This window comes from Rhodoblastus acidophilus (assembly GCF_900187365.1).
Taxonomy (GTDB): domain Bacteria; phylum Pseudomonadota; class Alphaproteobacteria; order Rhizobiales; family Beijerinckiaceae; genus Rhodoblastus; species Rhodoblastus acidophilus.
On record NZ_FYDG01000001.1, the window covers coordinates 257930 to 271690 of the forward strand.

A 13761-nucleotide genomic window follows, 5' to 3' on the forward strand; every position below is an offset into this window, starting at 1 on the left:
GGGCCGCCGCGCGCAAACGAGGCTGGTCGGGCGGCGCAATTTCAGACAAGCGATAAGGCTCATGAAAAATCTCCGGAACTCCGAAGGCGCGGACGACCGCGCGCGCGAGGCCTGACAGGCGAGGGATGCGTCAGGCTTGCGGCCCGACGCGGCCACCGGCGCGATAGGCGGCGAGGAACACGCGCACGCCGCCTTCGATCAGCGCCTGATATTCGGCGGCGCCCGGCGGCCCGAGAGACATTTCCCAGCGCAGGTGCAGCCGGCCCTGCACGAGGCTGAGAAACTGCACGGCGGCGAGACGGATGTTGTCGATGCGCAGCAGCCCGCGCGCGATGGCGATCTCCAGAAAAGCCGACATCTCGTCCTCGCACCGTCCCGGCCCGGCGCGCCAAAAGGTCTCGACGGCCTTGGGAAAGCGGCCGGCGCTGATCATGATCAGGCGATGCAGGTCCAGCCCGCGATCTTGCAGAAAGAAGGCGGTGTAGCGGCGCGCGATGCCCAGCAGTTCGGCGTCAAGGTCGATCGGGCCGTCATGCGCGGGCCACAAGGCCTGCGGACCCAGCCGGCCGCATTCGTCGTCGATCAGCCGGAGCAGCAGATCGTCCTTGCCGGTGAAATGCACATAGACCGTCGCCTTGGACACGCCGGCCTCGCGGGCGATCATGTCCATGCTGGTCGCATCGAAGCCCAATTGCAGGAACAGCGCCCGCGCCTTTTCGAGAATCAGGCGGTACTTGCGGTTTTCGCCGGTCTCGTCGGTGGCTTCCTGCTTCCTCGGTCTGGGCATGTCCAACATCTCCTGGCGCCCGACGCGGCGTCGGAGCGGGCGCGCTGGCCCTCGTCGATGCGGGACCTTAGGCCGGAACAACCAGGCTTGCAACAAAAACGAAACGGTTTAGTTTAAAGATCGTCACGCCGGGCCGGGCGGCGCGTCGGAGCGCCCCGGGGATCCGGCCCCAGCCACGGAGACATCGGCCATGACGCCGTCTCGAAGGATCGCGATCGCTCATCTGCTGGCGGCGCTTGGGCTTGTTGGGGCGCCGACGGGCGAGGCCGCGGCGCTCGAAACCGGCGCGGGCGACGGCGACTGGCGCCGCCATGAAATTGTCCGGACCTATCGCGACGAGGACGGCTGCCGGGTGCGCGTCACCAGCTATCACCGGCTCAACGGCGAGATCGACACACGAGAGAGCCGCGACTGCGGCAAGGACTGAGCGCCGCGCTGGCGCGACGGATGGGTTATGATGCGGCCGCGGCTGACTTTTTCGGCGCAGGCCAGGCCGAGGAGCCGGCTGCGCATCGCCTTTGCCATCGGCTGTGGCGCCAAAGACACGTCGCCGCGCCGGCTCCAAAAAAACCTTAGAAATAAATAATTTACCAACGTCTCTCTCAGGGCGGGGCGGCGGCGTCCATGCGCCCGATCACGCGCGTAATCCAATTGTCGCGCTTTGGTCATCAGCGCGTCAGGCAAAGCTTCTTTTGGTGTCGGCCACGCGAGACGCCAAAGGACGATGCCTTGCCATGCGAAGCTGGCCCCGGAAGACCGAAAAACGCGCGCGCATCGAAATCATCCCGATGATCGATGTGATGATGTTCCTGCTGGTGTTCTTCGTGCTGATCAGCATGAACGTGCTGCCCGCGCTTGGCCTGCGCATCGCGCCGCCGACCTCGGCGCGGCCCGACCAGATGGTCGAGCGCACCCGCATGCAGGTCGGCATCGATCCGAACGGCGGCGTGTTCCTTGACGGCGTCGCCATCGAACTCGCCGCGCTCACCGAACGCCTGAAGGCCGCCAACAGCCCGGACAAGCCGCTCGCGGTGATTATCGCCGGCGATTCCGGCGCCAATCTCCAGCATCTCGTCAGCGTGCTCGACGCGCTGAAGGCGGCGGGCGTGGCCAGCGCCCAGATCGTGGCGAAGCAGAAGCCATGAGCGCGACGCCGGGATCGTGCTGGCGCAGGCCCGAGGTCGTCAGCCACCTGTCCAGCCTCGCGCTGACGGCGGCGATGGCGGCGGGATTTTTCTTCGCCGCGCCGGAGCGTCTGAACAGCGAGCCGGAGCCGTCGCCCGCCTCCGACCTCCAGCTGTCGCTGGTCGAGCCGCCGCCGGAGGAGCCCAAGGCCGAACCCACGCCGGAGCGGCCGCCCCAGCCGCAGCCCGAGCCACCGCCCAAACCCGAGGCGAAGGCGCCGTTGACGACGCCCGAAGGCGCGCTGCCGCCGCCGAAAAAGCTCAAGCCGCCGAAACGAAAAGTCGTCGAGGCGCCGGACGACGAGGACGATGAACCCAAGCCGGTCGCCAAGCCGAAGCCCCGGGCGAAGCCCGCCGAGGCGACGCCGCGCCGCGCGGCGGCCGCGCCGCGTTCGGAGCGCGGCGGTCCCGCCGCCGCCCCGCGCGCCTCGGCCGGTTCGGCCGCCGCCTTCCGCGCCTGCCTGCAGGCGCACGCCCGCTATCCCACCTCCAAGGAGGCGCGGCAGCAGAATCCGCATGGCGCGGTCGGCGTCAGCGTCTCGGTTTCCGGCGGCGCGATCGCCGGGGTTTCCGTCACCTCCAGTTCGGGATCGGGGCTGCTCGACCAGGCCGCGCGCGCCAGCGTGCTGTCGTCCGGCTGCGGCTCCGCCGCCGGCGGCGCCTCCCAGCTCACCGGCCGGATCGTCTTCTGACCACGCGATTGCACAGACTTGAACCCACGAGGACCGACATGAAGCTGAAAACTCTCGCGCTGGCCCTACTCGCCGGCACAGCCCTTCCGCCGTCGGCGCTGGGGCAGACGGCCCCGCCGGACGCCGCCGCCCAGCCGGGGGCGCAACCCCGTTCGCGCGATTCCCGCGCCATGGGCGGCCTCACCGCCGCCCCCACCGACTTCGGCACGGTCCAAGCCGGCGGCGGCGAGGGAACGCCCGGCGACGGCGCGCCGAACCCGTTCGGCGTCACCCGCGCCGATCTCGGCGGCGGCTACATGATCGAGGAGGACGCGACCAAGACGCGCTCCACCGTCACCCGCGACGCCATCGACAAGCTGCAGCCGACCGCCAGTCCCTACCAGATGATTCAGCTGCTGCCGGGCGTCAACGCGGTCAGCACCGACAATATCGGCCTGTCCGGCGGCAATGTCCGCGTGCGCGGCTTCAATTCCGACCATCTCGGCTTCACCATCGAAGGCGCGCCGATCAACGATTCCGGCAATTTCGCGCTCTACCCGCAGGAATATGTCGATTCCGAGAACATCAGCTCGATCTCGATCGCGCAAGGGTCGGCCGACCTCGACTCGCCGCATATCGGCGCGGTCGGCGGCGTCATCAACATGTACATGATCGACCCGTCCAAGACCGCCGGCGGCGTGCTCAGCTTCAGCGCCGGCTCCAACGCGACCTTCCGCGAATATATGCGGGTCGACACCGGGCAGATCGGCGATTACCGCGGCTATGTCTCGTTCTCGCATCTGGGCGACAACCACTGGAACCATCTCGGCCGCGACGACCGCTACAATATCGAGATGAAGTCGGTTTACGACATCGACGCCGGCGATACGATCCGCCTGTCGGTGATCTACAACGACATGACCAACACCCAGTGGCCGTTCCCGACGCTGGCGCAATATTCGGCCGGCAATTACACCACGGGATGGCCGGCGCATCTGCCGAGCAATTTCACCACGCTGTCGAACCAGAGCGCCTACGCCAATTACGCCGGCTACAAGATCAATCCGTTCAAGAACGTCATCGCCTCGGCGCCGTCGAACTTCACCCTCGCGCCCAACCTGACTTTCGACACCATTCCCTATTTCTGGTACGGCTTCGGCAATGGCGGCGGCGTCACCGCCATGAACGAGGCCACCGGAATCGGCTGGGGCGGGCTGAAGGTCACGAACGTCAACTATGGCGGCGGCTCGACGCTGACCGACAACGTGCTCTACTACAATCCGTCGATCACCGAGACCGTCCGCCCCGGCGTCATCAACAAGCTGACCTGGACGATGGACGCCCACAAGCTGGTGCTCGGCTACTGGCTCGAAGACGCGCTGCATCACCAGTGGGGCCCGTTCGAGCCGCTCGCCTCTGACGGCTCGGTCGCGGACCCCTTCGCCGTCAGCAATAATTTTGCGCTGCCGGCGGGCGCGGTCTGCAAATCCGGCTCGACGCCGGTGGCCTGTCCGGGCGGGCCGATGCAAAAGCGCGCGGCCTGGACCCACACGCTCACCAATGTGATCTTCGTCGGCGACACCTGGACCTACAACGACAAGCTGACCTTCGAACTCGGCGCCAAACAGGCGTTCATCGACCGCCACGTCGTAAACCAACTGCCCTATGCCGCCAGCCCGGTCGTCGATCTGCACAACACGGCGTTCCTGCCCACCGCCGGGGTCCGCTATCGCTGGGACGACAAGAACCAGTTCATCGCCAGCGTCAGCACCACCATCCGCACCGCGCCGAACTATAATCTCTACACGGCCTATGCGAACGGCGCCATGACGGCGCCGATCAACAGCATTCCCCCGGAACGCGGCGTTTCCTATGAAATCGGCCACCGCCACCAGGGCGAACTGTTCGCCACCTCGGTGACCGGTTTCCTGTCGCGGTTCGACCACTTCCAGCAATCGACCAACGAACTCGACCCGGCGGGAACCGGCGCCACCTATACCGGCGTCACGCTCGATGTCGGCCGCCTGATGATCTACGGCGTTGACGCCGAAATCGGCTTCCGGCGCTGGAACAACTTCCGCCCCTATGTCTCGGGCGAACTGGTCCATAGTGAAATGCTGGACAACTGGCGCACCACCACGACGGCCAAGTCCCTCGACTACCTGCCGACCAAGGGCAAGCAATTGCCGGGCACGCCCAATTCCAGCGTCGCCGTGGGCATCGACTATGACGACGGCCACATCCTCGGCAATCTCATCTTCAAGGCCATCGCCGGGCAATATTCGACCTATGTGAACGACGAGCGCATCCCCGGCTATGGCCGGCTCGACGCCATGATCGGCTATCGTTTCGACGATTACGGCTGGGCCAAGAAGCCGACCCTCCAGCTCAATCTGTTCAACCTGACCGACCGCGTCGTTCTCACCGGCGTCAACTCGCTGGCCAACAACGCCAAGGCCACGACGGGGACGCTCGGCGGCGCCATCGCCGCGTCGGGGACGCCCAATTATTATCTCGGCCAGGGCTTCTCCGCCCTGCTGACCATGAAGACGGCGTTCTGACCATGGCCATCGACACTGCTTATTTCCATCACATCTGCATCGTCCTGCTCTGGGGAATGCTCGGTCTGCTCACGCTGGTCCTGCTGGAGCGGCTGATCTACTACATCCTTGTCGGCTTCAAGGCCGGCAAGCTCGCCCGCGCCGCGCGGGAGGGGGCCGTGCGCCCCGGCGCGCACGTGCTCGGCGGCGCCGATCCGATCACGCGCGGCCTCGCCGAATATGTCGAGGCCCAAGCGCGCGCCGGGATCAAGCGCGAGCGGCTGGAGGATCTCTCCGCCGCCTTGTTCATCGACGTGGACGGGCGCATCGGCGCGCGGCTGTGGCTGCTCGACACCATCGTGACCGCCGCGCCGCTGCTCGGCCTGCTCGGCACGATTCTGGGCATCATGGATGCGTTCAACGCGTTGTCGTCGGGCGGCGTGTCCGATCCGGCGGCGGTCTCGCGCGGCATCGCCGCCGCGCTGGTCGCCACCGCCATCGGCATTTTCACCGCGCTGTGCGGGCTGGTCGGCCACAATTTCCTGCATCGCATGGCCGACAACCTGACCGAGCAGTTCAAGCGCCTGATCCTGCTGACCGAAGCCATTCCTGCTCACGAGGCGCAGGCGTCTTCGACGCCAGCGTCTGCGGCGCCGGAAGACTCGCCCGTCGGCGCCACGGCCTGAGGAGAACAGACATGACCGCCGGCCTTTCCCGCAGAAGCCTGCTCGGCGCGGCCGGCGTTCTCGCGCTTGATGCGCAATTCGCCCGAAGCGATGAGGCGCCGCGCGTAAAATTGCGGCTGCTGTCCACCACGGACCTGCATATGTTCGTGATGGACTGGGACTATTACCACGCCCGGATCGACCCGAAGGTCGGGCTGGTGAAGATCGCCGCGTTGGTGGCGCAGGCGCGGCGGGAAAACCCGAACTGCCTGCTGTTCGACAATGGCGACCTGCTGCAGGGCGATCCGCTCGCCGATTGGTGCGCCGCGCCCGGCCGCCTGCCGGAGGGCGCGCTGCATCCCATGTTCGAGGTGATGAACGGGCTACGATATGACGCGGCCACGCTCGGCAACCACGAATTCAATTACGGCCTCGCCTTTCTCGAACGCGCGCTGAACGGGCCGAAATTTCCTTACGTCTCCACCAACATTCTCCGCACAGGCGGCGCGCCTTTCCTGCCGCCGACGGCGGTGCTGGAGCGGACGTTGGTGGACGCCTCGGGCGCCCCGCGACAGCTGAAGATCGGCGTGATCGGCTTTGCGCCGCCGCAGATCATGAGTTGGGACAAATCGCGCGTCGAAGGCCGGATCGAGGTCGGCGACGCGGTCGAGGCCGCGCGGCGCCATCTGCCGGGCTTGCGCGAGTCATGCGACGTGGTGGTGGCGCTGCTGCATGGCGGCATCGACTTTTCCGCGCATGATCCGGGCCAGGAAAACCCCGCGCTCGCCCTTTGCCAACTGCCTGGCCTCGACGCGCTGGTGCTCGGCCACCAGCACAAGCTGTTTCCCGGCCCCGCGTTCGCCGGTCATGCCGAGGTGGACGCCCTGGCCGGAAAAATCGGCGGCGTTCCCGCGGTCATGCCCGGATTTTGGGGGAGCCATCTCGGCGTGATCGACCTCGATCTGGTCAGGGATCACGACCGCTGGCGCGTGGCGGGGTCGCAGGTCGAGGCGCGGCCGATCTCGCGGCGCGACGGCGAAAGCGTTGCGGCGCTGGTCGAGGCCGACCCCGCCACCGTCGCGGCCATCGCGCCCGCCCATCGCGCGACCGTGGCCTGGATGGACCAGCCGGTGGGACATTTCGCAATGCCGGTGGATTCGTACTTCTGCTGGGCCGGCTACGATCCCGCGACGGCGTTGGTCAACGAGGCGCAACTCGATTACGGCCGCCGTTGGCTGGCGGGGACGCCCTACGCCGACCTGCCGCTGCTCTCGGCGATGGCGCCGAACAAGTCGGGCTACACGCCCGATTCCTATGTCGATATCGCGGCGGGTCCGGTCGCGCTGCGCGATGCGGCCGACCTGTACGTCTACGCCAATACCGTGGTCGCGCTAAAAGTCACCGGGGCGCAGATTCGCGACTGGCTCGAATATGCGGCCCGCGCCTTCCTGACGCTGACTCTCGACGCCGCCGGCCCGCAAGAGTTGGTGGACCGCCGCATCCCCGGCTACAATTTCGACGCGATCGCCGGCCTGACCTATCGCATCGACCCGACGCGTCCCCCGGCGTTCGAGCGCGACGGCGAACGCGTCGCCGGCGGCGGCCGCATCTTCGACCTGCGCTATCAAGGCGAGGTGGTGCCGCCCGAACGGGCGTTCATGGTCATCACCAACAGCTATCGCGCCGACAGCGGCAAGACGCCCGGCGCCAATGCGGCCGCGCTGGCGCTGCGCGCCCCCGACGCCAACCGCGACGCCGTGATCGATTATATCCGCGCGCGAAAAAATAAAAATATCGGCGCGCCGGCTCCGGCGCCATGGCGCTTCGTCGATCTGCCGAAGAAAATTGCGGCGGCCTTCGACACAGGTGTGGGCGCGCGAGAAAAGATCGGCGAGGTCCCGGGACTGCGCCTGATCCGCGAAGCCGAGGCCGGCTATCTGCGGGTCGGTTTCGACCTCGGCTGACGCGCGTCCTCACGTTGGGTTGCGCGAGGCGTCCCGCGCGCAACCCTTGTTCAACTCGATTTATTTCAGCTGCAACGTCACCTTGTCGATCTTGCCGGTGAAGACGAACGGCGCGGAATAATCCGGGCTGACCGGCGACGACAGATCCTTGCCGACCTCAAGCGATTCGTGGCTGAAGGCCGAGGCGTTGACGAGATGCGTCTCCCCCGCCGGCTTGCCGTTGACGCTGAGCCGCGCCGTGGCCGCGCGGGCCGGGCCGAACAGCGCCGGTCCAGCGTCGCCCCCGGCTTCATCCGGCTGCAACTCCACCACGATCCTGGCGTCGCCAAGCGGCAGCTTCTCCGCCACGATCTTGCCCACCGTATGGCCGGCGGCCGAGGCCTCGTAGATCAGCTTGCCGTCTTTGACGTAGAGGCTGAACCCGCCGAAACGGCCGCCATCGGCGACAATGACCCCTTCGGTCCGGGCGTCGGGAATCGACACCTCCGCCGTCAGCGCATAGGCGCGTCCCCGCAGCGGCGGGAGAATATTTTCGGGAATGCGCTCGGCGCCCGGTCGATAGACGAACAAGGTGCGATTGTCGGAGGGCGACGGCGGCCGGTCCCACCGCGGCGCCAGCGGATAGACATTGTTGCGCTTGGCCTCCTCGTCGAACAGCTCGACCAGCTCCTTCAGCTTGCCCGGGTTCTTTTCGGCAAGGTCATGCGCCTGGCTGTAATCCTCGTTCAGATTGTACAATTCCCACGGCCGATCCCCGATCTTGGCAGAATGAATCTGCTGCGCCGACCGCCACGGCAGCAGGTGCCGCGCGCCGGCCCACCAGCCGTCCTTGTAGATGCCGCGATTGCCCAGCATTTCAAAATACTGGATCGTGTGGGCGGTCGGCGCCTTGGCGCTGGCGATGCTCGGCAGCAGCGAGGTCCCGTCGAGGGGAATCTGCTCGGCGCCGTCCACCGATTTGGGAAAGGCGACCCCGGCGGCCTCATAAATCGTCGGCGCAATGTCGGTGACATGGCTGAACTGTCCGCGCACCGCGCCGCCATCCTTGATATGGCCGGGCCAGGACACCACCAGCGGATCGGTGGTTCCACCCAGATGCGAGGCGACCTGCTTGCCCCATTGGAACGGCGCGTCGAAAGCCCAGCCCCAGGCGGTGGCGTAGCTGTTGAACACCAGCTCGCCGCCAAGCTTGCCGGCCTCCTGCAATCGCGTCTCCAGCGGCTCCGGCTTGCCGTCGAGACCGGCGAAATCCGAGCCTTCCAGGCCGCCCTCAAAACTCGCGCCATTGTCGCCGACGACATAGAGCACCAGCGTGTTGTCGCCCTTGCCCTCGTCGGCGATGGCCTTGAGCAGGCGCCCGACCTCGTAATCGGTATGCTCCAGGAAGCCGGCGTAAACCTCCGCCTGGCGGGCGAGCAGCTTCTTCTGGTCCGGCGTCAGGCTGTCCCAGGCCGGCAGCTCCGCCGGACGCGGCGTGAGTTCGGCGTTGGCGGGAATGGCGCCGATCTGCTTCTGGCGCTTGTACGTCTCCTCGCGGATCTTGTCCCAGCCGGCGTCGAACTTGCCCTTGTACTTGTCCACCCATTGTTGCGGAACTTGCAGCGGCGCATGGGTGGCGCCGGGAGCGAAATAGATGAAGAACGGTTTTTCGGGCGTCACCGCATCTTCCTGGTGCAGCCAGGAGACCGCCTCGTCGACGATGTCGGTGGTGAAATGATAGCCCTGCGCCGGCGTGCGGGTCGGCTCGACCGGCACGGTGTCTCGGAAGAGCTGCGGCTCGTACTGGCTGTCGGCCGCCTTCACGAAGCCATAGAAATGCTCGAAGCCGAGATGGGTCGGCCAATGGTCGAACGGCCCGGTCGGCCCCGCCTCCCACACCGGCGTATTGTGCCATTTGCCGAAAGCAGCCGTGGCATAGCCGTTCTGCCTCAGCACCTCCGCGATGCCGGCGCTATCCTTGCGCAGGATCGAGGTGTAGCCGGGATAGCCCGCCGCCAGTTCGGTGATATTGCCAAAGCCCACCTTATGGCTGTTGCGTCCGGTGAGCAGCGAAGCGCGGGTCGGCGAACACATCGAATTGACGTGGAAATTGTTGTAGCGCAGACCGCCGGCGGCGAGCTTGTCCAGTTCCGGGGTGCTGACCGGCCCGCCGAGGGCCGAAGTGGCGCTGAAGCCGACGTCGTCGAGCAAAATCACCACCACATTGGGCGCCCCGTCGCGGGGTTTGACCGCCTTTGGCCAGTCGGGCGTCGACTTGTCGCGGTCGATGTCGATCTTGCCGGCGAAAGCGGGGGGCGGTTTCGGCAGCGACTCCTCAGCGGCGCCGGCGCGCGCCGCCCCCGTCAGAACCAATCCAGACACTCCGAGAAGCAACAGGCATTTAGAAGGACTCATTGGGCAATTCCTTTCGAGCGGACGCGCACGGCGCCGCAGCGCCCTCATTAATTGCTTAATCCTATCGTTTGAGTCAATTATTAAGCCGGGGAGATGCGTGCTGGCGAGGCGCCGCGCGCCGTCGAATTCACGCACGTTCCGCGCATCGACGCGGTCAGCCAATGGCTGGTCGAACGTTTCCGCGCCGACGCCCGGCAATTCGGCTGAGGGCTTTGCCGCCCGGAGGCGCCGGAAAACCGCTGTCAAACCGGCTTTGTCGTCGAGGCGCGACATGGGCCGTCCGCGCTTTTCCCGGCGCACCGGCGCCAGCCGTTTCGCCCATCGCTAATTTCTGCAAAGTTTCCGATTTAAATAATAAACAGAAAAGCGACAGTCCTTCACCGATTGACTTATGGGAGACCTAAGCGTTTCGTGGAAATTGAAACATAATGGCGATTCGGAGGGAACGTGATGGCCGAGAATGACAATACGGCGCTGGTGGCGCAAATCCTTTCATCCTATCTGTCCAATAACACCGTAGCCCCGGCGGACCTCACGTCTGTGATCGAGACGGTCAAGACAGCCTTCGGCGTGGCCGGTGGGACGGCGGCCGCCGCTGCGGCTGAAGAACCGAAGAAGATGGAGCCGGCGGTTTCTGTCAAGAAGTCCGTCAATCCGGACGCGCTGACGTGCCTGTGTTGCGGCAAGCCGTTCAAATCGCTCAAGCGTCATCTCCAATCCGAACACAATATGTCTCCGGACGACTATCGCGCGACCTTCGGCCTGAAGGCGGACTATCCGATCGTGGCGCCGAACTATTCGGCCCAGCGGTCGTCGCTGGCCAAGAGCGCCGGCTTGGGCCGCAAGGCCGGCGAGACCGCCAAGGAGACGAAACCCGTCGAGAAAAAACCGGTCGAGAAAAAGCCCGTCCGCAGAAAAGCGGCGGTGAAAGCGGCGGCGGAATAAGCCGCAGCCAGTTTTGACGCGTCAGGCGAATTTGGCGCGCAAAACCGTCGCGGCGGCGTCGATGAAGGCCGACACCTTGGCCGGAGACCGGCGTCCGGCGGGGCGCAGCAGATGGATCGGCGCCGGCGGCGGCTCCTGGTCGCGCAGGATCGGGCGCAATGCGCCGCGCGCCACGGCGGCTTCGACCTGATAGGAAAATAGCCGCGCGATCCCCAGGCCGGAGATCGCGGCGTCGAGCGCCGCGTCCACCGAATTGACGGTGAGATGCGGGCGGATGCGCAACAAATGCTCCTCGCGCGGGCCGAGCGGCCACAGGCCCGGCTGCGCCGAGAGATTGAAGGTCGAGATCAGGTCGTGGTTCGCCAGATCGGCCGGCGTTTTCGGTGCGCCGCGCGCGGCGAGATAGGCGGGGGCGGCGACCAACTGGCGCCGCACCGCGCCGACGCGCAGAGCGATCAATGAAGAATCCGGCAATTCGCCGATCCGCACGCCGAGATCGACGCCCTCGTCGATCAGCGACAGCACATTGTCATGCAGCCGCAAGTCGATCTGCGCCTGGCGGTGGGCGCGCAAAAAATCCTTGACCAGCGGCATGATGTGCAACCGGCCGAACATCACCGGAGCGGTGATCGTCAGCAACCCCCTCGGCTCGACCGCGCCGCGCAGGCTTTCCGCCATGTCGTCATAATCGGCCAGCAGGTTTTTCGCGCGCGCGAACAGCTTGTCGCCTTCGTCGGTCAGATGCACGGCGCGGGTGGTGCGGTTGAACAGGCGGGCGCCGAACTCCTCCTCCAGCGCGGCGACGGCGCGGGTGACGGCGGCCGCGGAACGTCCCGCCTTGCGCGCCGCGGCGCCAAAACCGCCGCGCTCGGCGACGGCGACAAACAAAGCGAGATGATCGAGCCGGTCCATTGTTTCATAATCCGCAACAGTCTGCTGCGAATTATGCCCATTCCGCCGAATTATAGAAGGCCTATCTTCCGCCTCTCTGGTCGCCCAACCTCTGGAGAGCTCCAATGTCCGCGCCCATTCTCTACGGTTTTCCCAAATCCGGCCATTCCCATCGCGCAGAACTGATGCTGCGCCTGCTCGGGGTCGATTTCACCTTTCGCGAAGTCGATCTCGCCGGCGGCGAGCAGCGCGGCGAAGCGTTCCTGAAACTCAACCCGTTCGGGACCGTGCCGGTGCTCGACGACAATGGCGAGATCGTCGCGGATTCCTGCGCCATCCTGGTCTATCTCGCCGCCAAATATGATCCCGCCGGCCTTTGGCTGCCGCGCGACCCCTTCGGCGCCGCGCAGGTCCAGCGCTGGCTTTCGGTGGCGCAGGGGCCGGTGTTCAACGGACCCTGCTGCGCGCGCCTCGTCACCGTGTTCGGCCGGGATTTCGATCACGCCCGCGCCATCGCCGTGGCGGAAAAGCTGCTGGCCACGCTCGACGCCACGCTGGCCGGCAAGACTTTTTTAGTCGACGCGCGCCCAACCCTCGCCGATGTCGCGCTCTATTCCTACATCGCGCATGCGCCGGAAGGCGGCGTCGATCTCGCGCCCTTTGCGCAAGTCATGGCTTGGCTGAAGCGCATCGAGGCTTTGCCCGGCTTCGCGCCCATGCCGGCGAGCAAAGCCGGCCTGCGGGCGGCTTGACCATGGCCGCCCCGTCCGAACGCCGCCCTTGGGCGCCCGGCGAGATCCGGGCGCGCCAATTGGCCGGCGCGCCCGCCATCCCGCCGGTCATTCGCACCTTTCTCACCGATCAGTTGCGCGATTTCTTCGCGCATCTTCCGCTGGCGTTCGTCGCCGGCCTCGATGCGCACGGCCGCCCGGCCGCGTCGCTGCTGCGCGGCGCGCCCGGTTTCATCACGGCGCCGGAGCCGAGCCGCCTGGAGATCGCCGCCGCATTTCCGGACGGCGAGTCCATCGTCCGCGCCTCGGGCGCGCCCTTTGGCGTGATCGGCGTCGATTTCGCCGCGCGACGGCGCAATCGCGTCAACGGACGCATCGTCGGCGCGACTTCGGACAGTCTGACGCTCGCGGTGGAGGAGGCGTTCGGAAATTGCCCAAAATATATCGCGCCACGTGAGGCGCCCGCAACGAACGGCCCGGGCGCCTGGAGCGATCTGCCCGCGCTCGACGCCGCCGCGCGCAAAACAATCGCCGGCGGCGTCCGGTTCTTTGTGGCGTCGAGCGGGTCGGGCGGCGTCGATATCTCCCATCGCGGCGGCCCGCCGGGATTTGTCGAGATCGCGCCCGAGGGGACGCTGCGCATCCCGGACTACCCCGGCAACAATTATTTCAACACCTTGGGAAACCTGCTCGAACATCCCGAAGCGGCGCTGCTGTTTCCCGACGCCCCGGACGGAGGCGCCCTGCGTCTGTCCGGCCGGGCGCGCGTCGATCTGGCGGCGCGATCCTGGAGCTTTGAGCCGGAGCGGACGCAACGGCTCATCCGCGCCGCGGCTTGAAGGCGGCGCGATTTCCCTGAGGCGTTTGTGCAGAACGGAGCCGGAGCAGGCTCCGTGTTTTTTTTGCAACAGGGGCCGGCGTTCAGCAAAGCTTAATTTTTTTCCCGGTCGCAGCGATTGACTCGCGCTGTCGCCATAAAACATACTTTA

The 13761-nt window shown here is 66.3% G+C and carries 12 protein-coding genes; 9 read left to right on the forward strand and 3 right to left on the reverse strand.

Annotated elements, in window-relative coordinates; all coding sequences use genetic code 11:
- Nucleotides 1-130: 130 nt before the first annotated feature.
- Nucleotides 131-787, reverse strand: a complete 657-nt coding sequence (locus CFB24_RS01110; RefSeq protein ID WP_088518724.1) for a TetR/AcrR family transcriptional regulator — start codon at nt 785-787, stop codon at nt 131-133.
- Between the two features lie 190 nt (nt 788-977).
- On the opposite strand from CFB24_RS01110, the gene CFB24_RS01115 reads away from it, so the two are divergent.
- The 6 genes from CFB24_RS01115 to CFB24_RS01140 all read left to right on the forward strand — a co-directional run bounded on the left by CFB24_RS01115 (nt 978) and on the right by CFB24_RS01140 (nt 7811).
- Nucleotides 978-1214 (forward strand): hypothetical protein, encoded by a 237-nt coding sequence (locus tag CFB24_RS01115; RefSeq protein ID WP_088518725.1) that lies wholly within the window; start codon nt 978-980, stop codon nt 1212-1214.
- Between the two features lie 307 nt (nt 1215-1521).
- Nucleotides 1522-1932 carry an ExbD/TolR family protein gene (locus CFB24_RS01120; RefSeq protein WP_088518726.1) on the forward strand — a complete coding sequence of 137 codons (411 nt, stop codon included), beginning with the start codon at nt 1522-1524 and terminating at the stop codon, nt 1930-1932.
- A complete protein-coding gene (locus CFB24_RS01125) occupies nt 1929-2663 on the forward strand; it encodes an energy transducer TonB (protein WP_088518727.1) in 735 nt (244 codons plus the stop codon). Before CFB24_RS01120 ends, CFB24_RS01125 begins: the two co-directional genes overlap by 4 nt.
- A 38-nt stretch (nt 2664-2701) precedes the next feature.
- A complete protein-coding gene (locus CFB24_RS01130) occupies nt 2702-5203 on the forward strand; it encodes a TonB-dependent receptor (protein WP_088518728.1) in 2502 nt (833 codons plus the stop codon).
- 2 nt (nt 5204-5205) lie between these two features.
- Nucleotides 5206-5868: a MotA/TolQ/ExbB proton channel family protein gene (locus tag CFB24_RS01135; RefSeq protein WP_088518729.1), complete on the forward strand. Its 663-nt coding sequence runs from the start codon at nt 5206-5208 to the stop codon at nt 5866-5868.
- Nucleotides 5869-5879: 11 nt separating this feature from the next.
- Nucleotides 5880-7811, forward strand: a complete 1932-nt coding sequence (locus CFB24_RS01140) for a bifunctional 2',3'-cyclic-nucleotide 2'-phosphodiesterase/3'-nucleotidase (protein WP_088518730.1) — start codon at nt 5880-5882, stop codon at nt 7809-7811.
- A 60-nt stretch (nt 7812-7871) separates the two neighbouring features.
- On the opposite strand, the gene CFB24_RS01145 is transcribed toward CFB24_RS01140, so the two are convergent.
- A complete protein-coding gene (locus tag CFB24_RS01145) occupies nt 7872-10163 on the reverse strand; it encodes an arylsulfatase (protein WP_244593180.1) in 2292 nt (763 codons plus the stop codon).
- A 492-nt stretch (nt 10164-10655) separates the two neighbouring features.
- On the opposite strand from CFB24_RS01145, the gene CFB24_RS01150 reads away from it, so the two are divergent.
- On the forward strand, nt 10656-11150 hold the full coding sequence (locus CFB24_RS01150; protein ID WP_088518732.1) for a Ros/MucR family transcriptional regulator: 495 nt from the start codon (nt 10656-10658) through the stop codon (nt 11148-11150).
- Nucleotides 11151-11171: 21 nt separating this feature from the next.
- On the opposite strand, the gene CFB24_RS01155 is transcribed toward CFB24_RS01150, so the two are convergent.
- On the reverse strand, nt 11172-12062 hold the full coding sequence (locus CFB24_RS01155; protein WP_088518733.1) for a LysR family transcriptional regulator: 891 nt from the start codon (nt 12060-12062) through the stop codon (nt 11172-11174).
- A 104-nt stretch (nt 12063-12166) separates the two neighbouring features.
- On the opposite strand from CFB24_RS01155, the gene CFB24_RS01160 reads away from it, so the two are divergent.
- Together CFB24_RS01160 and CFB24_RS01165 are read left to right on the forward strand one after the other, a co-directional pair.
- Nucleotides 12167-12793 (forward strand): glutathione S-transferase family protein, encoded by a 627-nt coding sequence (locus tag CFB24_RS01160; RefSeq protein WP_088518734.1) that lies wholly within the window; start codon nt 12167-12169, stop codon nt 12791-12793.
- 2 nt (nt 12794-12795) lie between these two features.
- Nucleotides 12796-13611, forward strand: a complete 816-nt coding sequence (locus CFB24_RS01165) for a PNPOx family protein (protein WP_088518735.1) — start codon at nt 12796-12798, stop codon at nt 13609-13611.
- Nucleotides 13612-13761 lie beyond the last annotated feature (150 nt).

Bases quoted from the DNA above. Each gene is read 5' to 3' on its own strand.
- CFB24_RS01165 (WP_088518735.1), top strand. From the start codon at position 12,796: ATGGCCGCCCCGTCCGAACGCCGCCCTTGGGCGCCCGGCGAGATCCGG.
- CFB24_RS01115 (WP_088518725.1), top strand. From the start codon at position 978: ATGACGCCGTCTCGAAGGATCGCGATCGCTCATCTGCTGGCGGCGCTT.
- CFB24_RS01110 (WP_088518724.1), bottom strand. From the start codon at position 787: ATGCCCAGACCGAGGAAGCAGGAAGCCACCGACGAGACCGGCGAAAAC.
- CFB24_RS01120 (WP_088518726.1), top strand. From the start codon at position 1,522: ATGCGAAGCTGGCCCCGGAAGACCGAAAAACGCGCGCGCATCGAAATC.
- CFB24_RS01135 (WP_088518729.1), top strand. From the start codon at position 5,206: ATGGCCATCGACACTGCTTATTTCCATCACATCTGCATCGTCCTGCTC.
- CFB24_RS01125 (WP_088518727.1), top strand. From the start codon at position 1,929: ATGAGCGCGACGCCGGGATCGTGCTGGCGCAGGCCCGAGGTCGTCAGC.
- CFB24_RS01160 (WP_088518734.1), top strand. From the start codon at position 12,167: ATGTCCGCGCCCATTCTCTACGGTTTTCCCAAATCCGGCCATTCCCAT.
- CFB24_RS01150 (WP_088518732.1), top strand. From the start codon at position 10,656: ATGGCCGAGAATGACAATACGGCGCTGGTGGCGCAAATCCTTTCATCC.
- CFB24_RS01130 (WP_088518728.1), top strand. From the start codon at position 2,702: ATGAAGCTGAAAACTCTCGCGCTGGCCCTACTCGCCGGCACAGCCCTT.
- CFB24_RS01155 (WP_088518733.1), bottom strand. From the start codon at position 12,062: ATGGACCGGCTCGATCATCTCGCTTTGTTTGTCGCCGTCGCCGAGCGC.
- CFB24_RS01140 (WP_088518730.1), top strand. From the start codon at position 5,880: ATGACCGCCGGCCTTTCCCGCAGAAGCCTGCTCGGCGCGGCCGGCGTT.